At 53.1% G+C, this 22820-nt stretch carries 19 protein-coding genes; 2 read left to right on the forward strand and 17 right to left on the reverse strand.

The window, feature by feature from the left end:
- Positions 1–87: 87 nt before the first annotated feature.
- Positions 88–717, reverse strand: coding sequence for an SGNH/GDSL hydrolase family protein (locus KQI79_RS09095; RefSeq protein WP_216537919.1), 630 nt, complete (start codon positions 715–717; stop codon positions 88–90).
- Positions 718–1193: 476 nt separating this feature from the next.
- On the reverse strand, positions 1194–2300 hold the full coding sequence (locus tag KQI79_RS09100) for a glycoside hydrolase family 88 protein (protein WP_216537920.1): 1107 nt from the start codon (positions 2298–2300) through the stop codon (positions 1194–1196).
- Positions 2301–2602: 302 nt separating this feature from the next.
- Here KQI79_RS09100 and KQI79_RS09105 point away from each other — a divergent pair, with 302 nt between their 5' ends.
- Both KQI79_RS09105 and KQI79_RS09110 read left to right on the forward strand, forming a co-directional pair.
- On the forward strand, positions 2603–3706 hold the full coding sequence (locus KQI79_RS09105; protein ID WP_216537921.1) for a M23 family metallopeptidase: 1104 nt from the start codon (positions 2603–2605) through the stop codon (positions 3704–3706).
- 52 nt (positions 3707–3758) lie between these two features.
- On the forward strand, positions 3759–4166 hold the full coding sequence (locus KQI79_RS09110; protein WP_216537922.1) for a bactofilin family protein: 408 nt from the start codon (positions 3759–3761) through the stop codon (positions 4164–4166).
- Positions 4167–4233: 67 nt separating this feature from the next.
- Here KQI79_RS09110 and KQI79_RS09115 read toward each other — a convergent pair whose 3' ends face one another.
- The 15 genes from KQI79_RS09115 to KQI79_RS09185 all read right to left on the reverse strand — a co-directional run bounded on the left by KQI79_RS09115 (position 4234) and on the right by KQI79_RS09185 (position 22808).
- Positions 4234–6063 carry a 5'-nucleotidase C-terminal domain-containing protein gene (locus KQI79_RS09115; protein WP_216537979.1) on the reverse strand — a complete coding sequence of 610 codons (1830 nt, stop codon included), beginning with the start codon at positions 6061–6063 and terminating at the stop codon, positions 4234–4236.
- A 287-nt stretch (positions 6064–6350) separates the two neighbouring features.
- Positions 6351–6980 (reverse strand): YkoP family protein, encoded by a 630-nt coding sequence (locus KQI79_RS09120; RefSeq protein WP_216537923.1) that lies wholly within the window; start codon positions 6978–6980, stop codon positions 6351–6353.
- 1003 nt (positions 6981–7983) lie between these two features.
- Positions 7984–9168 carry a M20 family metallopeptidase gene (locus tag KQI79_RS09125; RefSeq protein ID WP_216537924.1) on the reverse strand — a complete coding sequence of 395 codons (1185 nt, stop codon included), beginning with the start codon at positions 9166–9168 and terminating at the stop codon, positions 7984–7986.
- 12 nt (positions 9169–9180) lie between these two features.
- Positions 9181–9453 carry a hypothetical protein gene (locus KQI79_RS09130; protein WP_216537925.1) on the reverse strand — a complete coding sequence of 91 codons (273 nt, stop codon included), beginning with the start codon at positions 9451–9453 and terminating at the stop codon, positions 9181–9183.
- A gap of 42 nt (positions 9454–9495) precedes the next feature.
- On the reverse strand, positions 9496–10206 hold the full coding sequence (locus tag KQI79_RS09135; protein ID WP_216537926.1) for a Gfo/Idh/MocA family protein: 711 nt from the start codon (positions 10204–10206) through the stop codon (positions 9496–9498).
- Positions 10207–10264: 58 nt separating this feature from the next.
- Positions 10265–11464 carry a threonine synthase gene (gene thrC / locus KQI79_RS09140; protein ID WP_216537927.1) on the reverse strand — a complete coding sequence of 400 codons (1200 nt, stop codon included), beginning with the start codon at positions 11462–11464 and terminating at the stop codon, positions 10265–10267.
- Entirely contained in the window at positions 11461–12654 is a 1194-nt protein-coding gene (locus tag KQI79_RS09145) for a M20 family metallopeptidase (RefSeq protein ID WP_216537928.1), read from the reverse strand. The genes thrC and KQI79_RS09145 overlap by 4 nt, the downstream gene beginning before the upstream one ends.
- A gap of 68 nt (positions 12655–12722) precedes the next feature.
- Positions 12723–13697, reverse strand: coding sequence for an ABC transporter permease (locus KQI79_RS09150; protein WP_216537929.1), 975 nt, complete (start codon positions 13695–13697; stop codon positions 12723–12725).
- Positions 13694–15151: an aldehyde dehydrogenase family protein gene (locus KQI79_RS09155; protein ID WP_216537930.1), complete on the reverse strand. Its 1458-nt coding sequence runs from the start codon at positions 15149–15151 to the stop codon at positions 13694–13696. The genes KQI79_RS09150 and KQI79_RS09155 overlap by 4 nt, the downstream gene beginning before the upstream one ends.
- Before the next feature lie 18 nt (positions 15152–15169).
- Positions 15170–16183, reverse strand: a complete 1014-nt coding sequence (locus KQI79_RS09160) for a Gfo/Idh/MocA family protein (protein WP_216537931.1) — start codon at positions 16181–16183, stop codon at positions 15170–15172.
- A gap of 42 nt (positions 16184–16225) precedes the next feature.
- Positions 16226–18787 (reverse strand): ATP-binding cassette domain-containing protein, encoded by a 2562-nt coding sequence (locus KQI79_RS09165; protein ID WP_216537932.1) that lies wholly within the window; start codon positions 18785–18787, stop codon positions 16226–16228.
- Positions 18784–19872, reverse strand: a complete 1089-nt coding sequence (locus KQI79_RS09170; RefSeq protein ID WP_216537933.1) for a sugar ABC transporter substrate-binding protein — start codon at positions 19870–19872, stop codon at positions 18784–18786. Before KQI79_RS09170 ends, KQI79_RS09165 begins: the two co-directional genes overlap by 4 nt.
- A gap of 117 nt (positions 19873–19989) precedes the next feature.
- Positions 19990–20457, reverse strand: coding sequence for a RidA family protein (locus KQI79_RS09175; protein ID WP_216537934.1), 468 nt, complete (start codon positions 20455–20457; stop codon positions 19990–19992).
- Between the two features lie 115 nt (positions 20458–20572).
- The gene (locus KQI79_RS09180; protein ID WP_216537935.1) at positions 20573–21310 is read right to left on the reverse strand and encodes an MBL fold metallo-hydrolase; all 738 of its coding nucleotides are present in this window, start codon (positions 21308–21310) and stop codon (positions 20573–20575) included.
- A 25-nt stretch (positions 21311–21335) separates the two neighbouring features.
- Positions 21336–22808, reverse strand: coding sequence for an aldehyde dehydrogenase family protein (locus KQI79_RS09185; protein WP_216537936.1), 1473 nt, complete (start codon positions 22806–22808; stop codon positions 21336–21338).
- Between the last annotated feature and the right edge of the window lie 12 nt (positions 22809–22820).

Genomic DNA, 22820 nt, shown 5'->3' on the forward strand with positions numbered 1-22820 from the left:
GCAAAAAACTCCGACCTCTCAGTCGAAGTTTTGGCATTAGCCATATTCGTTCGCGGCCTCAGGGCTCCCGCCCGGCTTCGCGTCAATCTACGCGCCGACGGTCCGTATCCATGCATCCGCAATGAGCGCGTGTCCCGCCGGAGACGGATGCACCCCGTCCGGCGCCCAAAAGCTTGGCTCCGCCCGGGTGCACGCTTGGGCGAACAAGCCGTCCAGCGGCACGAGCAGCGCTCCGAATTCCCGGGCAAGCTCGCGGACGACGGCGATTTTCGGGTCCAAATCTTCCCTCCACTGCTTGCGGTCTTCCGGATACGGCACGACGAACGGCTCGACCATAATAAGGCGGGCGTCCAACCTTTCCTTCGTCCGCATCAACAGATCGCGATAGCCTTGTTCGAACTGTTCGGCCGACGTAGGGTTGTTCTGGTCATAACGGCGCCACGTATCGTTAATGCCGATATAAATAGAGACGACCGTCGGTTTGATGTCGAGGCAATCCGCTTCCCAACGTTCCTGCAAATCACTTGCCCGATTGCCGCTAATGCCGCGATTGACGAACCGCAACCGCTTCTCGGCATGCAGGAACGACAACCGGCCGGCAATCATATAGGCGTAGCCTCTGCCAAGATCGTCTCCGCTGTCTCTGTTTCGGCCGGCATCCGTAATACTGTCGCCTTGAAATAAAATGACGTCATTTTGTTGAAGAAATTGTCCCATCCAGCATCCTTCTCCATTCCAACGTAATGAAATATCGATGCTTGTATTTTACTATATTGCTTATGAAAGCGGTATTATAAAAAACGGACAAGGGAGATCTTCTCGACCTGCAAATGGAGTCTATTTTCATCATACCGCAGCGGCTGACGCCCCGTCGGGCGGACTAAACGAAACATATACACGCTAATAGAGTGTCAATTGCCTTGTTGCTGGTGTAACGAAACTACAACACGCTAATGAGGGGAAAAAGGCGGTAAAACCGCCGATTTCCAATGAATAACGATCCGTACTTTCGTTAGGATGGGAATGTCTTCATTTTGAGCGCATTAAGGATTGTCAGTTTCGTTAGCGCCAAACAAGATCGCCGCGCGAATCGCCTTTGAAATGTAGGAAGGCATCTCCTTCTACTTGCGCTTGAACGAATGACGCTCTAGAAGCCCTTCTGACACTGCTGTCAAGTGCGATGTCGCGCCAAATTAGAAGATTCGATTCTCCCAGCCTTTCAGCTTGGCGATCGCTTCCGCGAAAAAGTAATCTCCATAAATGAGCGACACATTCACATTTTGTCCTGCCGGTTTATTGCCCGTACCGCCCCGAAGAATGCCTTGCTGTTCCGGCTCGTCCCACGTCGCGTAGCCGTCCGCCAAGGCGCGCAGCATCCGCACGGCTCCGTTCCGGTATAGGCAAGCCTCCTGTTCGGGCAAGCTAGCGGCGATTTCCAGCATTCCCGAAGCGGCGCATGCTGCCGCCGAAGTGTCCTTCGGCTCCGTCTCCGCAGCAGGGACGCGAAAATCCCACGGCGGAACCCCGTCTTCCGGCAATGCCGCGAGAAAATAATGGGCGACGAGCTGCGCGGCGCGCAAATAGCGCTGTTCTCCCGTATAGCGGTAAGCGTTGGCCAGTCCGTATAGCGCCCATGCCTGACCGCGGCTCCATGCGGAATCGGGAGCGTAGCCTTGCCCTCCGAGCGCCTCGATGAACGCGCCGGTTTCCGGATCGAAACTGGCGATATGGCATACGGTGCCGTCCCCGCGCGCGAAACAGCGCAGAACGGTATCGGCGTGAGCCGTGGCAATATGCCGGAATCTAGGATCCCCGGTCTGCTCGGCCGCCCAGAAAAGGATCGATAAATTCATCATCGAATCGATGATGGACCACCCGCGCATCTCCTGATTCCACGCCCGCAGAAACTTACCCGCCGGATTGAAACGGCCCGCCAGAAAATTGGCGGCGGCAAGTCCCCTTCTGCAGCCGTCCTCGTCGTTCGTCAGTTTATATTTGATTACTGCGGTCGGCAAAAATTGAAAGCCGACATCATGATGCAAATTCGACGGCTTGACAAAGCATTGCTCGATTCGTTCGTCCCAGCCCCACGCCGCTTCCCGGTACGACTCGTCTTTCGTCATATCGTAGACGATCCACAATATGCCCGGCCAAAATCCGGAAGTCCACCAATCCAGCCGCATATCGTCATAAACGCCGTTAACGGTCGTATGCGGCGATTTATGCTGCAACTCGTTTTTCATCCCGTCGATCTTGCTTAATAACCGCTCCCATACCGATGACACCCAAGCTTCTTCCATTCGCGCGCTCCTCCTCTTCTATGATGGAATAACAGATTGATCGATATGCGAAGATTGTATGCGCTTTCCGTTATTTGTTCAAGGAAAAATATGGGTAATAGCGATTGAAGCATACTTTTGTGTGACGCTCCGCGCTGAACATATGAAAATATGAAAATTTTGTTGCCAAATCATAGAAAAAAAATAGGGAAAATGATATGTTATTATAGTGGGCAAAAATCGACAATAAACGGTGAAATTTGGTTAGATTGCGCCAATTTATGCGTACTTGCTTACGCTGGCGCAGAAAGGATTCGACATTCATGAAAAAACAATGGATTTCAAATAAAATAACGATCGTCGTCATGCGGGGCGCGCATCAATCGGTCAAACAAATCCATCTGCATAAGCTGCTGCTTGTCGCGGTACCGCTCCTGCTGGCGGCCGCTCTCGCGCTGCTCGCCTCCATGCTGTATGTGCGCACAGTGTCGCTCACGGCGCTGACCGCGGAAAAATCGGCGTTCGATACGACGCTGGCGCAGAAGGAAGAGGAGATCGACCGGCTGCAAAACGAAGTATTGCAATTGACGGCGCTGACCGACGAGGTGGAGCATCGCATGAACCGGATTGCGCAGATGGAATCCCAACTGCAGCAGTTCGTGAACGAATACGGGAATCCGAAAGAGTACGCCAAGTCGTCCGGCACAGTCCGGACGTCGACTTCGTCGCCGAACGTTTCGGCGTTATCGGGCGCATCGTCTTCGGCGGCCGGAGAATCGCCGTTGCCCGGTCTATCTCCGCTTGCCTCCCCTTGGGACGCGACGGACAACGTCGGCGGGGAATTCCGCGAAGCGACCAGCGCCGAAATCGTCGGCGTCGCCAAGGAAACGGGCGAACGTTTGCGGAATTTGCAAACGGCCCTTTCCTCGCTGGACGAGAAAGTTCCCGTCACGCTGCAGAAGGTGCTCAATATGGAAAGCCTGCTCAAAGGAATTCCAACGCAATGGCCGACCGAATCGACCCGGCTGACGTCCTTGTTCGGTTACCGCAAAGACCCGTTCAAGAAAAAAGCGGCATACCATTCCGGCATCGACATCGGCGGAACCACCGGAGACCCGATATACGCAGCGGCTGACGGTACGGTTACCGAAACCGGATTCAGCAACTCGCGCGGACGGTATATTGTCATCAAGCATCCATCCGGCTTAAGCACCCGATACTTCCATCTATACCAGATCGAAACCGAAGCGAACGCGAAAGTCTCGAAGGGAGACCGGATCGGGCAAATGGGCAGTTCCGGCCGCAGCACCGGCACGCATCTTCATTTCGAAGTGTTGGAGCAGGATACCCCGATCGATCCGCTGCCGTTTCTGGAGAGGCTTGCGGATATTGCGGCAACGGCCGATACGCATATGGAACATGAATGAGTTGAGACGGATACTAGAATAAATTCTATTGAAATTGAAGGAGGACGCTTCCGTGTTTAAAAGTTCGAAGCCTCAAGCGCAGCAGACCGATACGCTCATCGGTTACGGCACGCAAATCGAAGGGAAAATCGTGTGCGAAACGAATTTGCGCATCGAAGGCAATTTTACCGGAGAAATCGAATGCGCCCGCGATGTGACGATTGGAGAGAACGGCTCCGCCCATTCCAATATTTCTGCCGCCGACATCGTTATCGCCGGATTGGTTCATGGCAATATTCACGCAAAAGGCAAGCTGACGATCACGCCTACGGGCCGCTTGCACGGCAACTTCACCAGTGCGTCGGTCATTATCCACGAAGGCGCCCTCTTCGTCGGCGAAAGCAAAATGTCCGCACCCGGCGGCGAAGCGGACGCTGCGGGCAAGGCGCAGAAGCAGGCGGCCGCGGCGCGGGAGGAATAACAAGGACGTTCCCGGAGTGACAAGCGGTCCGAGCACAATTTATTGTGCCGGACCGCTCTCTTTTACATTACTTGCTAATCACAATTTTTTGGCCGGGGTAAATCAAATTCGGATTGCGAAGCTGATTCAACTCTTGCAGCTTGCGCCATGTCGTGCCATAGATTTTGGCGATTTTCGTAAGATTGTCCCCGGATTTGACGATGTATATTTCCGGAGCCCGCTCCGCTTTTTCTTCCGCAACAGGCTGATTTTCAACCGGTTTCGCTTCCGATTTCGGCTCTTCTGCCGGTTGCGACTTCGATTCTTCGACAGGCTTAGGATGAACCTCTTCCTTCGCCTTCTCTTCCGTTGCCGGTTGTGCCGCCTCCTGCTCTTGCGGCTCGGCCTTAATTCTGCCCTCCGCTTTAATTTTCACATCTCCCAATTTTTGAATATAGCTGATCAGCGCTTCATCCAATGCCGGATATTCGTTGGCGATCGGATAATCTTTGAACATCGTATATTCATCGCCGCCGGCAGCCATAAAGTCGTTCGTCGCCAGCAAATATTCGCGATTCGGATCGAGCGGTTTGCCTTGGATCGTAACCGAATGGACGCGCTGTCCTTCCGGCTGATCGACATCAATCTTGTACGTCATTCCCCCGACATGCGGGAACGCGCCTTTCACATCGGGATAAGCGGACGTTCCGACTTCCAACGCGGCCTTAATATCCGCTCCTTTGACCTTCTTCGTAATAATATAGTTGCCGAACGGCAATACGGTCGTTACATGCCCTTTCGTAATGTCGCCTTCCGGAATCGAAGCGCGGATACCGCCGCCGTTCGTCATGGACAATTCCGCGCCGGTAATGTCGATCATCGCATCCGTAATGAGGTTGCCCAAGTTCGTTTCTCCGGCCCGGACTTGCTCCCGCTCGCCGTCCAGCTTCACCGCCGTTTTGCCGATCACTTCGGCAAGAACTTTCTCTTGCGCTTTCTTGATCGAAGCGATCGTCTCAACGATTGCCGGATCCGGCTCGACGTCCGCTACTTCCTGTTTCGATATCAGCTTCGCTTTCTTATCCTTCAACTTATTGCCTTCGAAGGTAAGCTCTACGACGCCGAGATTTTTCGTATATTCCCCTGAACTGACGATTAACGTGCTATGATCGGCCTCCAAGCCTTCCACGAGCGTCGAATGGCTGTGCCCGTCCACGATCAAATCGATGCCCGGCGCTTCCTTCGCAACTTTAATGCTTGTGTCCGTGCTCGATTCGTCGATTCCCAAATGCGTGACCGCGATGATCATATCCACTTTGCCTTTGAGCTCGCTAACCATCGCCTTGGCCTCTTCGGCAGGATCCGTGAACGTCAAGCCTTCCACGTTCTTAGGATGCGTCTTGTATGTCGTTTCCGGCGTCGTCAAGCCGAAGATGCCGAGCTTGATGCCGTCGACTTCTTTAATAATATACGGCTTGAACAATCGCTCGCCGTTCTCGTACTTCACGTTCGCGCTGACGAGAGGGAAAACGATCATTTTCTCCAACTCTAGCAGTCTTTCGTACCCGTAGTTGAAGTCATGGTTGCCCGGTGCCATCGAATCGTAGCCGACTTTATTCAAAACTTGCGCTACGCTCTCCCCTTTGACAAGCGTTGCGAAGTTCGTTCCGTGCAACGTGTCGCCGGCATCCAGCAGCAGCGTATTCGGATTTTCCTTTTTATGCTTTTGGACCAGTGTAGAGATTTTCGCAAAACCCATGCCGTCTTGCTCCGATTCTTCCACTCTCGAATGCGTGTCGTTTGTATGCAGAATCGTAATCTTTTTCGTTGCCGCGCCCGTTGTTTCCGCAAATGCGAAAGCGGAGAACGTCGAGAAAACAAGTCCGAAGGCTAAGAAAAACGTTGCACTAACTTTCATCAACTTTTTCAACACACTACACCCCACGATTTAATAGTTTTCTTACTCATTCTACCAGGCTAGTATTAAAGGAATGTTAACGAATCACCTCCGATTGTAAAATTTGCCTCAATCTTCGGCTCTCTTCTTCCGAGATGATGAAATACGGGTATGTAAGCGTTTGCCGATAGTTATATTGTAACCCTCTAACGGCACGATATCTAGCATTACTTTTCTCCTATTGTTAGAAGGTACGGCATACTGTCTGGCGGCGATGCGGCAGCGCCTGCGGAACAAGCCGCCGTCGTTTACCCCGAAACGACAAGCGGCTGATCGCGGGAAGAACGGACGGATACCGTCCCTTTGGAAGAGAAATGCTGTAACAAGGAAGCTCTGGAGTGAATGAGCATCAGCGGCACGAGTTTTTCCGCTTTGGCATCGATTCTGCTTTGTCCGTCCGGATGCAGCACTTTCAATAAAAAACGAAGATATACGGTAGACAATCGATAGAATAAATTCGACTCCATGGCCCGTATTTCAAAACCTAGCCCATGGGTAATGCCGCGGTGAAGCAGCGTCACGCCGGTCAAGGCTTTCACCTTCACCATTTCCGGCATCGTCTCGAGCGCGGCGCTAATTTCCCGCAACGATTCCTTCGTCATACGCGCCGTAATTAACGCCGCGCGCCGCGCGCCGACCGTCCGCAGCAGCTGCAACACTTTTTCGTTGTCCAGATGAAGCTCTCCGATCCAATCTCCTCTGCGGACAAAAGTGCCGTCCCCGCACTCGAGACTCTTCCCTTGATGCCTTCTTACAAACACTTTGCAAATCCCGTATTGCGACATATGCGAGCTGCGCAAACGCGATATAAGCCCAAACCCCTTCTCCCAAACGATCCAGCCGGATTGAATCAGCTTCTTGCCAAATGTCACGGACATTCCTTTACACGTCTCCTTTAATTTGGAATAATAGATTCCTTTATTAAGTTAGACTGTGTAAAAATGAATTTCCCTTCAAAACGACTGTTTTGAAGAATAAAACGGGAATTTTCGGACTTAACAATGAATTTCCATGCACCTTACCCATGCGCATAGGGGTTTCACATGCAGCTATTATAGTGCCTCTGCTCCAACTCCCATTGGAAAATGTCCAACGGAAATTGCCGATTTTCGTTCCAAGCGGCCTTCTATTGGAAATTGTCCAGCGGATTCCCCTCATTTTTCATGTTTTAGCCGTTTTTCGAAGATTTCATTGGATCATTTCCAATGAAGAGGTTTCATTCCGGTGCAGAACGGGGAATTCATTGGATAAAATCCAATGAACCGGCGCAGCCCTATTAGCGTTCCGTTAAACTTTTTCATCCTTTCGCGCAGATCAAGCGTTTTTTGGGCCCTCTGTGAAAATCCCCCTCGTTCAGAAGTTCAGAAAAATTGAACTTGTCCGGGGACACTATCGGTTATTCGACACCATTATGCCTCTTCAGAATATCACGTCCTAAACGCCTTTATGAGACTAGATTTGTCGTGTTGGACACACCATTTAAGTCTGCTGAGCGAAGGGGATTTCGACAAAAGGGAGTGCTGTCCGTAGATCTGTGAACGAATCGTTGAATGTGTCCGCAACCATCTTGCCGCTAAGTGTAAAGGGCAGCAAAATCGCTCAATGCAACGCTAGTCAATAAAACGTCTTATACCGAATTATATTTCACAGGTTCGCGGACACACGAGACGCTATTTGCTGCAATTGGCCCGATTTGGGACCGTTCGCGGATACACAGTACGCTATTCGCGTTACACATGCAAAATTAAGCACTCCATCGAACGAATAAAGGATCTACGGTCCGCGAAAACGGCGAATCAGAGGGTTCGGAGCGCAATAAGGGACGTACGGTCCGTTCGTAACCAGCAACCGCTCGTTGCCGTGCAAAGGCCTTCGAAGTCCTCAATTTCCGCAAATTTGCAGCGCCGTCTTGATATAGACGCGCGTCGCCGCTTCCAATTGCGACAACTCGATATATTCGTCATTGGAATGAGCTTGCGCGACATTGCCCGGACCGCACACGACGCTTTCCATTTGCCCGTAATTCGACAGAATCGCCGCGTCCGTCCAGAAATGAACCCCGATCGCGGCATGGTTCCGTCCCGTCTCTTCCCGGCAAGCGTCGGACAACGCTTGAACGAGCGGGGAGTCCGGATTACTCTCCAACGCATCGTGAGGCACATCCTTCGTGATCGGCATTCGGCGGATCGACACCTTTACATGATCCTCCGCCTGTTTGACCTCTTCCAGCAGCGACAGCATCTCTTGAAAGACTTGCTCTCTGTTTTCGCCCGGGATATACCTCCGCTCCAATCTGACTACGCAGCAATCCGGCACGATCGTGGGCCGTTTGCCGCCGCGTATTTCACCAATATTCACGGTAGAATGTCCAAGCAAAGGGTGCGCGCGTCTTGCCAATTCCGGAATATAGGTTTCCCTGACCTTCTGGATGAACCGGTTGGCATGATAAATGGCATTGATTCCCGCATCCGGATTGCTGCCGTGCGCAGCCAAGCCTTCGAATTGAATCTCGAACCACTCGACGCCTTTATGAGCCACCGCGATATCCATCATTGTAGGTTCGCCGACGACGGCATAATCGGCTCGGACGCCTTGGTTCACCATATGCCATGCGCCGGCGCTGCCGCTTTCCTCCCCGATCACGCCGGTAAAGATAAGATCGCCGCGCAGCCGGATTTGCGAACGCCGCACAGCGATCAACGCGCTGGCCATCGCGGCGATCGCGCCGAGCATATCGACGGCTCCTCTGCCGTACAGCTTGCCGTTCCGAACGGCCGGCCGCAAGGCGTCCGGCATATCGTAAGGAGGGATCGTGTCGATATGGCCGTTCAACATTAAACTTTTGCCGCCCCCCGTCCCCTGCAAGCGCGCGATTACGTTCGAGCGGCCGTCCGACACTTCCTGAAGCTCGACATCGATCCCTTCCTCGCGAAATAACCTATATAAAAATTCCCCGATCGCTTTTTCCTGCCCGGGACAATCTTCGTGGCCGGGAATGCGAATGAGCCGTTCAAGCAAATCTATCGTTTCTTGCGGACGAATTAGTTGAACCGGATTGGTATGCATCTTGTCCTCCCATTACAAACGAACGATCGTTTTGTCTTGGCCGGAACGAACGATCGCATCGGCGATTTTCAAAGCTTCCACCGAATGAAGCAAGGGCGCGACCCGGGATTCTTCCCCCTTCCGCACCTGATACGTAAAATGCTGCAATTCGGCCCGAATCGCTCCGCCGATTCCGTCATGCTCGGTCGGCCAAAGCACATAGTCCGGCACTTGAATCTCCTCGTCGGACCATAAGGATAGCCCCGTGTTAAGCGTCCCGAATTGCGTCGATCCCTTCGTACCCACGATCTCCATGTGGGCGTCGATCGTGCCGTCCAATTCCAGCGTTTACGTCAAGTTGCGCGGACCTTTGCGCGGGACAAGCCATGCCGATTCGAGCGTAGCGACAATGCCGTTGGCAAACGTCAACGTTGCCGTGAACAGATCCGGGTATCGATTCCCGCTCAAGCTTCGCTCCACGGCGTAAACCTCTTGGCAAGCGCTGTCCGCGAACCATAAAATCAAATCGAGATCGTGAATGCCCGATTCGTAGACGGGATGAACTCTTTTCCCGAAGCTTTGAAACCAGTCCCGGCTAAAATCCCGTTTGGCGCGAATATGCCCGATCTCTCCCAGAGCGCCCGCCTCAATCGATTTTTTCATCATGTAGTACGGCTGCGCAAAGCGGCTAATATTGCCTACCATGACTTGCTTGCCGCGCTCGCGGGACAATTGATAGATTCGTTCGGCATCCCGTACGGTGGTAGCGATCGGCTTCTCGATAAAGACATGTTTGCCGTGTTCCAACGCTTGAATGGCAAAAGTGCCGTGCGTGCTTTCGTCGGACACGATGTCGATGACATCGAGGTCGGACTTCATCATCTCTTCCGGATTTCGATAGGTATGGGGAATGCCGTATTTCTCGGACACCTGCTGCAATAAATCTTCGTTTAAGTCGGAGATCGCGACGACCTCGCAATTCGGCAGCTGCTGCAATACGTGCAGATGCAGCCTGCCGAAGCGGCCGACTCCCAATATTCCGATGCGAATTTTATCCATGTCTGCCCTTCCTCCATTTCTCTGGTCTATATGTTCCACTCTGCCATCCGTTCCCATCTTACACGCCTAACAAATCCGCCAAAGCCCCAGCCCGATTCGGAATGAGCGGGGCGTTCATTTCCGTTTGCACCTGCGTCATGTCCTTCAGGCCGTGCCCGGTCAGAACGGCAACGACGACGGAATCCGGCTTGACTCTGCCGGCTTTCACGCTATGGACAAGCTCGGCGATGCTGACGGCGGAAGAAGGCTCCACGAACATCCCCTCGTCTTGAGCAAGCCAGCTCTGGGCGGCGCGTATCTCTTCGTCCGAAACGCAGTTAGCGAACCCGCCCGAACGAAGAATCGTTTCCAACGTGTACGTCCCGTCCTTGGCATATCCGTGGAGGCCGTCGCAAATTCCTCCGGCAATCGTCCGCGGAGACGGATCGGATTGCACCTGGTCTCTTCCTTCCAAATAGGCGCGGGCGATCGGACTGCAGCCCTCGGCTTGAATTCCCGCCATTCGCGGCAACGCTCCGGTTACGCCCAACCTCTTCAATTCTTCATAGCCGTTGAATATGCCGACAAGGAGCGGTCCCGCTCCGATCGGAACATAGATGACATCCGGCACGTTCTTCAATTGGCGATGCAATTCGAAGGCGACGTTCTTGTCCCCTTCCACCGTATAAGGATTAATAAAGGTAGAAGTCACGTTAAACATGTTATATTTCTCGCCGATTTCCTTCGCCACCGCAAAGGAATTGCTGTACGGACCTTCAACTTTGACGACGCGGGCGCCGTAAGCCAAAGATTGCTTTACTTTCTCTTGCGGCGTGGATTCGGGAACGAGCACGACGGCTTCCAAGCCGGCTCTGGCGGCAAAGGCGGATGTCGCCGCCGCGCCGTTGCCGCTGGATGCGACGATGATACGGTCGTAGCCGAACTTCACGGCCATCGAGACGCCCATCGAGACCGGGCGATCCTTGAATGCCCCGCTTGGATTGGCGAACTCGCATTTAAGGAAGAGATGCCGCAGGCCAAGCCGTTTGGCCAGGCGATCGGCTCTCACCAGAGGCGTATTGCCTTCCCCGATCGACACTCTCTCCGCTGCGGGCAGCGGAAGCAAGTCTTCCGTGTCTACGCCGCTTTCCGCCCACTTTATGCCGATTCGTTCATAATCGTAATCCGCTTTCAAGATGGAACCGCATTGTTTGCACTCGTATAGCGGCTCCAACGGATAGGCTGTTTCACAAGACGTGCAACGCAATCCTCGAATCATAAACGCCCTCCTTCATTAGATTCGCAATGTTGTAAAAGCTCCAACGCCAGCGCGATATAGATTTGGGAAGCATCGGTCAATTCTTGTACGTCGACCCATTCGTCTTCCGTATGCGCCCGATGCAAACTGCCCGGCCCCATAACGAGCGTTGGAATTCCTCTGGCCACGGAGAAAAAAGGAGCCTCCGTCGTCGCCAGGAAGGGCTTGATCCGCTTGCGCTCGTTCGTAATTTCCGTTGCGATTCGAAGCGCGGTTTGCGCGAGCGGATGATGCTCCTCAAGCGAATGAGGAGGCAAATACAAATACTGTTCCAAGCGCACGTCGAATCCTTCCCGGGCGGAAATTTCCCTCGCCGTACGTTCGATTTCCCCGTATATTTCTTCCTCCGATTCCCCGGGCAGCACGCGGCGGTCGATTTCGATCTGCGCGTGGCTCGGTACGATATTCGGCGCGGTGCCCCCATGGATCTGCGCCACCGTCAATGAAGCGGAACCGAGCATTTCATGCTTGCGCCGCTTCACTTCATTTCCCAGCAGTTCCAAGCCGATAATCAGCTTGGCCATTTTATAAATGGCATTATCCGGACGTTCCACCACAGACGTATGTCCGGATATGCCGTACGTATCAAGGCGGTATCGTCCGTCCCCTTTATGGCAAATACATGCGTCCAGATCGGTCGGTTCGCCGATCACCGCATAATCGGCCGTAAATTCCTCCCGCATGAAATGTTTCATGCCCAGATTGGAACGCTCTTCATCGACGTTAAAAAATAAGATCAGCTTCCCATGAAACGGAACGCCCGAACGTTTCAATACGATCGCCGCATACAGCATCGCCGCCACGCCCGATTTCATGTCCGAGGCCCCTCTGCCGTACAATTTCCCGTCTTCCACCAACCCGTCAAACGGCGGCTTGGTCCAATACGGACCGGCGGGAACGACGTCCAAGTGACCGTTGTATACCAATACAGGTCCGGGCAATTCCCCTTCTATGGCAGCCATAAGATTGGGCCTTCCCGCAGCAGCCCACGACAATTCGGCGGAAATTCCGTTTTCCTCCAGAATGCTCTTGATACATAGAGCGACGCTTTCTTCCGTACCGGAAGGATTCTCGCTTGGCATTTGTATGAGACGCTGCGCGATACCCAATAGTTCGCCGGAATTGAAATAAGATGCCGCCCGCTCGTCCATTTCCGTTCCCCTCTCTCCAAATTGCCGTAAACATGCCCCGACGGGCATGTTTACGGTCAACAACGATATTAAGCTTGTCTGGCGCCCAGTTTATGCTGCGCTGCTCTTAACAACGAGTCCATGGCCAAGGCAATGACGATGATCATTCCTTTGAAAAAATCCAGGCTGGAGGCGCCGATGCCAAAGACGGACATGGCGTGCGTAATAAGGCTAATAATGATCGCCCCTACCAACGTGCCGGCAATGGACCCTCGGCCGCCGAATATGCTTGTTCCTCCGATAACGGTCGCCGTAATGGCATCCAGCATCAAATTGACGCCCCCGATGTTAGGCGAGACGATCGAAGCGCGGGATACGAGCAGAATCGCGGTGATCGCCGTACAGACGCCGCTGAAGATGTAAACGAACAATTGCTGTCTGACAATGGGAACGCCGGACGATCTGGAAGACTCCAAGCTGCTGCCGATGCCGTACGTTCTTAATCCGAAGCTCGTTTGTTTAATGAGCAAAGCCGCGGCCACAATTAACACCGCCGTCACAATCGCAATATTCGGCACCCCAGCGGTCGCTCCGACCCCTATCTTCTTCAGTACGGGATCGGTCACGATCAATACGCCGCCGGTAGCGAGCAATAAGGTGGCGCCCTGCACTAACGTCATGGAACCGAGCGTGACAATAAACGCTTGTATCTTCAACATTCCGACGAAAAAACCGTTGAACAATCCGATGACGACTCCCACCATCAACGTGATGATGATCGCGCTGAACAAGGATCCGCCGTTCGTCAGCACCAATCCGACAACGACGGCGCATAACCCGACGCCGTAACCCGCCGACAGGTCAATGCCGCCCGAGATCAATACGATCATGGCGCCTAAAGCCAAAATCGCGATCGGCGCGGCCTGGACCAATATTTGCAGCAGATTCGGACCGGTAATAATTCGGTCGTCTACGAACGCAAAAACGCATAACAATACAATCAGCAGAATGACCGGGGCAAATTGCAATATACGGCTCCATGAGAGATGCTTCTTCGCGTTCATCGGTTTCCTTCTCCCGAGAGCGTAACGATGACGGTTCGTATTTCGCTCATCTCTTCAATGGACCATTTCCCGCCGCTGCGGCCGTACCCGCTCGGGCTTCCGGACGTGCCGCCCGCCGGTATTTGCGTCTCCCAGTAGTTGCCCGCTTCGTTGACATGAACGAAACCGAAATTCAATTCCTCCGCCATGCTCATCGCCCTGCCCACATTGTCGGAAAATATGGCGGCAGAGAGACGGTAAGGGCTGGAAGCAATCAAGCTGGGGAGTTCGGATTCATCCTGAAAGCGGATGAGCGGAATGACCGGGCCGAACGTCTCATCGGTGTTGATAAGAGCGTCGACGGACACATGGTCCACTACGGTCGGCTCCACATACAGCGCGGTAGGCCGGTCCGCTTGGATGTTCCCGCCGGCGATCACCTTCGCGCCTTTGCGAACGGCATCCTCCACTTGAGCGACTACCTTCTCCGCCACGATTCGATTATGGACCGGTCCCATCGTCGTGCCGGGATCGAACGGATCGCCCAGCGTCACGGCGGCCGTTTTCGCTTTAAGCAATTCGGCAAGCTTGTCGGCGACCGCCTCATGTACGAGCACCCGTTCCGTGGAAGTGCAAATCTGCCCCGCATTGGCAAAGCTGCCGCGAATTAACGCATCCGATGCCTTCTCCAAATCGGCGTCCGCCAGTACGATGGAAGGCCCGTTTCCGCCAAGCTCCAACAAGCATGGCTTCGCCTTGGCTCTCGCAGCGATCGTATTGCCGGTAGGCGTGCTTCCGGTAAAAGCGACGGCGCTCGTTAATTCATGCACGACGACCGCATCTCCGACAACGGCTCCTTCCCCGATGACAAGGTTGACATACCCTTTCGGCACGCCCGCTTCTTCCAGGCACCGCATGAACCGGCTTGCCACAGCCGCCGTCGAAGGGGCCGGAATCCATACGATCGTGTTCCCGGCCGCCAAGCCGGGAGCGAGATAATAAGCGCTCGCGCAGCCGATGGGGAAATTCCAAGGCGTAATGACGCCGTATACTCCTCTGGGGCGGCGATAGGCAAACGCCCGTTTGTTCGGGTCGCGGAGCGGAATAATCTCCGAGTTCATCCATTTGATTTGTTCCGCGGCTTCCCGGAAAGAGGTGATGCAAGCTTCCACTTCGCCAAGCGCCTCGGTATGATACGGCTTGCCGTGCTCCATGCTCAGCACTTTCGCCAATTCCTCTTTGTTAGCGGCAATTGCATCCGCGATCCGCTGGCATAATTCCGCCCGCTCAAATACCGTCATGGCGGCCAAGGAAGGGGCCGCGCGGTGCGCGGCGCGAACGGCCCGGTCCGCATCTTCTCTCGTTCCCGTCGGAATCGTGCCGATTGTCTCGCCCGTCGCCGGGCTAATCACATCTTTCACATGTTTGCCATCGCCGGAGTACCATGCTCCGTCGATGTACATCGGATACATCATGATGTCGCCCTCCTTATGTTATAGTGCCTCCACATCCACGATTTTCCCGGTTTCCACCGATTTGAGAATCGCATCGTTCACGGCGACCGCTTGCATCGCTTCCCGCACGGAAATGATAAAATCTTTGCCGTCGCGGACGGAAGTTACGAAATGGAGCACTTCATCCTTGAGATCGCCGGTAATTCTGCCATGCACCTCCGGCCAGTGCAGACCGTCCGGAATGACGACCGCATCGCGGTTAATGACGGTTAAGCCGTGATCGGACGTATCGATTTGCAGCACGCCTTTCGTTCCGACAATTTCCAGCGAAGCGTTAATGCCGGAAGGCATGTATTCGGGCATCGCCCAACTGATGCCGATATTGCCGATCGCTCCGTCCTCATACAGGAAATTCGCGAAGATGGCATCCTCGGAGGAGACGCCGTGCGAAGGCATAATTTTGGAGACGGATCTGGCGAAGACGCTCTTTACCTTTTTGCCTGTTACCCACTGCATGGCATCCACATCGTGAATCCCCAGGTAAAAACAAACGGAGCTCGTGCCTCTCATGCGAATGCCCACTTCCTGAAAGGAAAAACGTTTGGCGTGGGCATGAACCAAATCGCCGATTTTTCCGCTTCTTACCGCCTCGGCCGCCGTCGCGTAACGAGGGTCGAAACGCATAATATGCGCCACCATTAACCGGCCGCCGCCTTTTTCCGCCGCTTCGGCGATTTGTCTCGCCCCTTCGAGCGTGTCGGCCATCGGTTTTTCCAGCAATACGGCTTTGCCCGCCATTAAAAGTTTCGAGGCGGCTTCCACGTGCAGCCTGTCCGGCAGCGCAACGGTATAAGCTTCGATCGATTCGTCCTTTAACGCTTCCTCCACGCTCGATATATATCGAACCCCGTATTGGCCGGCAACCGCTTCGCCCGCCGCTTTATTCAAATCGACAATCGCAACCAGTTCGGCCGAATCGCATTCCGCCACCGTACGCGCATGCATTTGTCCCATAACTCCCGCTCCGACAATCGCCATTTTCAATCTTCTCATTTCAAAACACTCCTTTTGTCTATTGTGTTCGCTCATTTTGCATTATCCCGTACGATTCATGCCCAGCGCATAGTTCATCACTTCGTTCTCGGCAGCTCCATGCGCCAATTCGCCAACCGTTCGTCCTTCATGCATCACGATAATGCGATCGGCGACGTTCAACGCCTCCGGCAGTTCGGAAGATACCATTAAGATCGCGACGCCTTGCGCTTTGAGCTCGGCGATGATCTGATGAATTTCCGATTTCGCCCCAACGTCAACGCCCCTGGTCGGATCGTCAAGCAGTAAAATCTTCGGCTGCGTCACCAGCCACTTGCCCAACACGACCTTTTGCTGATTGCCGCCGGAAAGGAATATCGTGTTCTTGTCCGGGTCGGCCGGTCTCACATTCAACTTGTCCATCATGTTATGGACGAGCGATATTTCTTCTTTCATCGGAATAAAGCCGAACTTATTGTTTCTTCTAAGCCATGACAAGCTTATATTATGACGAACGGAGAGCATCGGCACAAAGCCGGCTTCATGGCGGTCTTCCGGTACGAAGGCAAGCCCCATGCCGCTCATCGTTTGCGGAGTCGGCCGCTTCACTTCTTGTCCGAATACGGCAAGTTTGCCGTGCTTGATGGGCGATAATCCGAATATCGCTTCCAGCACCTCGCTTCTTCCCGCGCCGATCAACCCTGCCAGCACGACGACTTCGCCCTGCCGCACTTGGAAAGACGCATTTTTTAACAAACCGCCGTCGGATAAACCGTCAACCTGAATCGCAATGTCTCCCGGCTTCGCTTCGCGATATGGGAAGATGCTTTCAATGTTGCGCCCTACCATCATATTGATCAGCGCATTTTCTTCCGTTTCCGGAAGCTCCGCATTCCCCACATGCTTCCCGTCGCGCAGCACGACGGCACGATTGCAAAGTTGATACAACTCTTCCATTTTATGGGATATATAAAGAATCGCCACATTCTTGGCCGTCAGTTCCCGGATTAATTCATACAACTTCTCGCTTTCGCTCCGGGAAAGGGAAGACGTCGGTTCATCCATAATAATCAGCCACGGGTTGCCCAGTGTCGCCTTCACCACTTCAATGAGCTGGCATTGCCCTACCGTCAATTGTCCGATTTTCGTTTCCGGCTTTAGGCCGATGCGAAACTCTTCCAACAGCTTCTTGGTGATTCGTTTCATGCGCGTTCTTCGCAGGAAGCCGGTCACTGTCTCTTCGCGGCCGATGAACAGATTTTCATAGATCGTTAATTCCGGAACGAGGCTGTAATGCTGATGAATAACGCCGATGCCGGCATCTCTCGCCTCCTTCGGATTACGCAGTTCGATCGGCTCGCCGTCCAATTCCAGCGTCCCTTCTTCCGGTGTAATGACGCCGGACAAAATTTTCACCAACGTCGATTTGCCGGCACCGTTCTCGCCGACAAGCGATACCACTTCTCCGGACGATACCTCGAAATTGACTTGCTGCAATGCGCGAACGCCGGAATATAGCTTGCCGATATTGTTCAAGCGCAGCGTATGGTTCTCCCTGCGCGCGCGTTGTCCTTCACCCCCCGCCGCATGGGAGATCGGCTGCAGCCTGTGGATTCTCCCGCCGGATATTCGGAACGACTTCAGCAGATCCGGTTGGTATAAGAGAACGGACAGCAAGATCATTCCGCCGGTTACGATATAGGTAATCTCCTGCGCAATTCCGAAAAAGGACAGGCCTGTTCGGATGATTGTCACCAAGATCGTTCCGAAAAACGTCCCCAGCACGCTGCCCACTCCGCCGCTCAATAGCGTCCCGCCGATGACCACCGCGGTAATGACGTCAAACTCCAGGCCGAATCCGCCTAACGGCTGGGCCGACTGTACCCGCCCGATCAGCAGGATCGCCGCCAAACCGCTGAACCCGCCGGCCATCGCATAGGTGAGAAACTGGATCCGTTTGCCGTTCACCGCCGAGGCGCGGGTCGCTTCGGCATTGCCGCCGACCGCATAAATATAGCGGCCGAGGATCGTACGGTTAAATACGAGCCACCAAACGATCAAGAACAGAATAATCAGAAAGATCGATACAGGCACAGGTCCGACGGTAGCCGAGCCGAGCCAAATCATGACGGGATCGTTGATCTGAATGCTGGAAGCGTTCGACAGGCTGAGCGCCGCCCCGCGGCACATCGCCATCGTCCCGAATGTGGCGATAAACGGGCTAATGTTCAAGCCTGTGACCAAAAAGCCGTTCAATATGCCGACGCCGATTCCAACCGCGATTGTGATCAGAAGGCTAAGAAACGACGGCAGCCCGCTTTGAAGGGCGATTCCGCCGACAATTCCCGCTAAAGCCAGAGATGAACCGACCGACAGGTCGATTCCTCTGGCTAGAATAACAGCGGTCATGGCAAACGCGATTAAAGCCGTGATTGCCATTTGATGCCCCATATTGATGAAATTCCCGAAGGAGATGAAATGGGGCAGCGTACTGCCGAATAATATAAGGAGCAACACACTCGTTCCGATTAACGTAATATTAATTCTGCCGGAACGGTTCCTGAACAGCAGCGCGATTCGATGGACCGAATTGTTCCCGTTCAAATTAGCCTTTGCCGGAATCATTGGCCGCTAATCCTCTCATCGGGTTGGTTCGGGCCTAATTCTTCGGTGTATCCGGTTGCAATAACGGTCGCCGTCTGCGGCGTAATGTGACGGAATTCCATCCCTTTGCTCTTCAAATTCAATGCCATGTCGTCCGTCATAATAAAGTGGGTCGGCATGAAAAGGTCGGTTGGGAATTTCGAGCCTTTGGCAATGCGCGCTCCTGCCGCAACGTTCCAGTACCCTACGCGCGCGGATCCGGTAAGCACGTCGATAATCATGGAACCGTTCTCAAAAAACGGATGCATCTCGACATCGCCGTCAATTCCTCCGTAAATCAGCTGCTTCCCTTTCGCTTCGGCAGCTGACATCGCCCCAAGCGCAAGCGGATCGGTGATGACCGCAATGCCCTTCAAATCCGGATAGTTGTTCAGCCATGTTTCCGTAATGCGCTGCGCTTGCGCAGGATCGAAGCTAGTCGGCTGCACGCCTACAATTTCAACATCCGGAAATTCTTTCTGAATGACATCTTTAAAGCCTTTCTCCCGCGTATCGGATACGAAATTGCCCGCCGCCCCGGTTAACAAGGCGATTTGCCCTTTGCCGTCCATGGCGGTCGCCATCGCTCTGGCAATCATGCCCATATTCTCGTAATCGGGATATAATGTGTTATGATTTTGTTTGCCCTCTACTTTATTTCCCATTGTAATAACCGGAATGCCGGCTTCTCCCGCTTTGTCGATGACCGGAATCAATCCTTTGGCATCCATCGGATCAATTAAGATCACATCGACTTTTTGTTGAATGAAATTTTCAATAATCGAGATTTGCTTTTCCAACGAGCCGTCGGCGCTTTGCCAAATCGCTTCTACGCCGTAATCTTTAGCGGCCGCATCTCCGCCTTCTTTCATCCGTACGAAAAACGCATTTTTCAAATCGATAACGGCAATTCCTAATTTCGGTTTATTCGAATCGTTCGACGCGGGAGCGGAGCCGCCGCTTCCTTGCGTTGTATTGCCGGAGCCGCTCGATCCGCAAGCCGACAAGACGATAAGGACGATTGCAATCATGATTGAACCTATCATTTTCGTTGTTCTCTTTTTCATTTTTATGTCCCCTCCTGATTTCACAATAACCATCAAATATTCTGAATATTCTGAATATTATTCATACATCACCCCCGATCAAAATGAAGATCGCTTCCTTGGCTTCGCCGAAATGAATTAATCGCTTTCAATTTCTACGATCATTTCGATCTCTACCGGCGTATTGAACGGAAGTTCATTGCTGGATACCGCGGATCTTGCATGCTTGCCCTTCTCCCCGAATACTTCTTCCAGAAACTCGGAGGCGCCGTTGATGACATACGGTTGATCGGCGAATTCTTCTGCCGAATTGACGAAACCTAACAATTTCACGACTTGTTTAATTTTATCCAGATTGCCGATATGTTGTTTGAGGACGGCTAAACAATTGATGGCGGTTATTCTCGCCGCATCTTGAGCTTGTTCGATCGTTAACTCTTTCCCTACTTTGCCTTCATATTTCAGTACTCCGTCAATCCGGCAGTCTTGTCCGGACGTATAGACGAGTGTTCCTACGGTTTTCGCCGGAACATATTTGAACCGGGGTTTCGGAGCTTCGGGCAGTACGACACCCAACTCCAATAATCTTGCTTCAATGCTTGACATGTTATTCACTCCGTTTCTAAGATGTATCTTCCTTCGTATGCGCTTTCATTACAAATTTATTTTAATTAATACAAAAAAATTTGTCAATATACCAAAAAAAATTTGTAAATACTTTTTATATATTTGCCGGCAAAGCCAACCGTTCAAAAGCCATATGCGCTTTCTCGATATGTTTCCAGCTTTCGCGCAGCAAGAACGGGCCATGGCCGGGAAACAATTGATCGACGCGCAGGGCATGCAGTTTCGCGACGGTTTGGGCATATGCCTGGATCGAGCAGTCCCAAATATTTTGCAAACTGATTTTTCCGCCGGAAAAGACGGAATCGCCGGAAAATAAGCGGACCGTACCGCCATCAATCCATAAATAAGAAACATGGCCCCGGGAATGCCCGGGCGTTTCAATGACTTGAAAGACTGCGTCCCCAATGTTCAACTTATCGTTATCGCCTACGGCATCGTCGACCGTGCAAGGCGGAAACCGAAAATGTTCGGGATAGATGCCGGCACGCTTCGCCGGGCCAATGCTGAGCTTGTCCTCGTCGGCGTTCTCAAGCCATGCCTTCGCCTCTTGCGGACATACGACGCGCATCCCGAACGCATCGCGGAAAAACGCCGCTCCCGCGGCGTGGTCTCCGTGAGCGTGAGTCAACAGCAGATGGGATACTTTCTTCATATCGACGCCCGCCGATTCGATGTTGCGGACGATGCGTTCCGGCTCCACCCCCGAACCGGCGTCGATCATAACAAACTCGGTGTGACAATCGATCAAATACATATTGCAATCCAGCGCATGACTCAACATCGTCCCGGTCTCTCCGCTGCCTATGAGCATGATACGGTCTGCAATTCGCATAAGCGCGCTCCCTTCGCCAATCGTTTTAACGTATATTCATGCATATCGTTTTCAAATCGGACATTTCCATAATCGAATACTTTCCGCCTACTCTGCCGAGTCCGCTCGATTTCCCGGCCACTCCGCCGAATGGAATATGGGGCTCCCAATAATTGCTGTTTTCATTAATATTGACAATGCCTGCGCGCAGTTTTTCCGCAAAATACATGGAATCCCTCAGACTGTTCGTATAGACGGCGTTCACTAGCCCCCATTGATTGCGCCCCGCAATATCCAGCGCTTCTTCATGCGAATCGAACGGCATGATCGGCGCGACGGGACCGAAGGTCTCCTCCGCGTTATATAGGCATTCCGGCGTTACATCGGCGACGACGGTCGGTTGAAAATACAATCCGCCGGGAAATTCCTGCGCAACCGCTCCGCCGGTAAGGATATTCGCCCCTCGCTTGCGTCCGTCCTCCGCATGGAGAACGTTTTTCTCCACAACCGGATAATTGTTTAACGGTCCCATCGTTGTAGCCCGCTCGAACGGGTCTCCCAGCTTAATTTGCCGCGCCTGTTCCACCATTTTGCCCACAAACGAATCGTAGACGTCCCGATGCGCTAAAATTCTTTCCGTCGAAGAACAGACCTGGCCGGCATTGGAGAAACAAGCGGCCGCGATCGACTTCGCCGCATAGTCGATATCCGCATCCTTCAATACGATGGTCGGGCCGTTGCCGCCAAGCTCCAGCAGCAACGGTTTGCCGGCTCCCCGGATCGCGATTTGCTTGCCGGTTGCCGAACTGCCCGTAAAACCGATCGCATCGGTTCCAGGATTGGACACAATCTCATCCCCGACAACGTCCCCCCTGCCGGTTACCAAATTGACGACGCCCCTCGGCATCCCCGCTTCCTCGAAGCATTCCATCAGCTTCACGGCGCAGATCGAAGTCGTCGGCGCGGGCACCCAAACGATCGTGTTGCCTGCGGCCAGTCCGGCCGACAAATATTCGGTAGGAATCATAAACGGAAAATTCCATGGCGTGATGACGGCATACACGCCTTTCGGCTGTCTGATGCTAAATACGCGTTTGTTTCTGTCCTCAACCGGTATGACCGGCGTTTCCAGCCATTTGATCTGTTCGGCGGCTTCCAGATAGGTTTTTGCCATGTTAGCGATTTCATAAACAGATTCGGAATAATATGGCTTACCTTGATCCAATGTCAAAATATACGCAAGCTCATCTTTCCTTTTCTCAATGACGGCGGCGACCCGCTTCAACAGCTCCGACCGCTCCCAAACGGATACGTCCCTGAAGCTTTCCGCGGCCCGCCGAGCCGCATGGATCGCCTTAACCGCATCGTTTCTCGAACCTTCGGGAATTCTTCCGATCGTTTCTCCGCTTGCGGGACTGTACGTGCTGAAATATTTCCCGCCTTCAGCCTCAACCCACTTGCCGTCAATATACATCAGATAATCTTTTGCCGCCTCATGCCGAATTTCCTTTGAATTCATAAACGCATCCTC

This window comes from Paenibacillus sp. MSJ-34 (assembly GCF_018918005.1).
Taxonomy (GTDB): domain Bacteria; phylum Bacillota; class Bacilli; order Paenibacillales; family Paenibacillaceae; genus MSJ-34.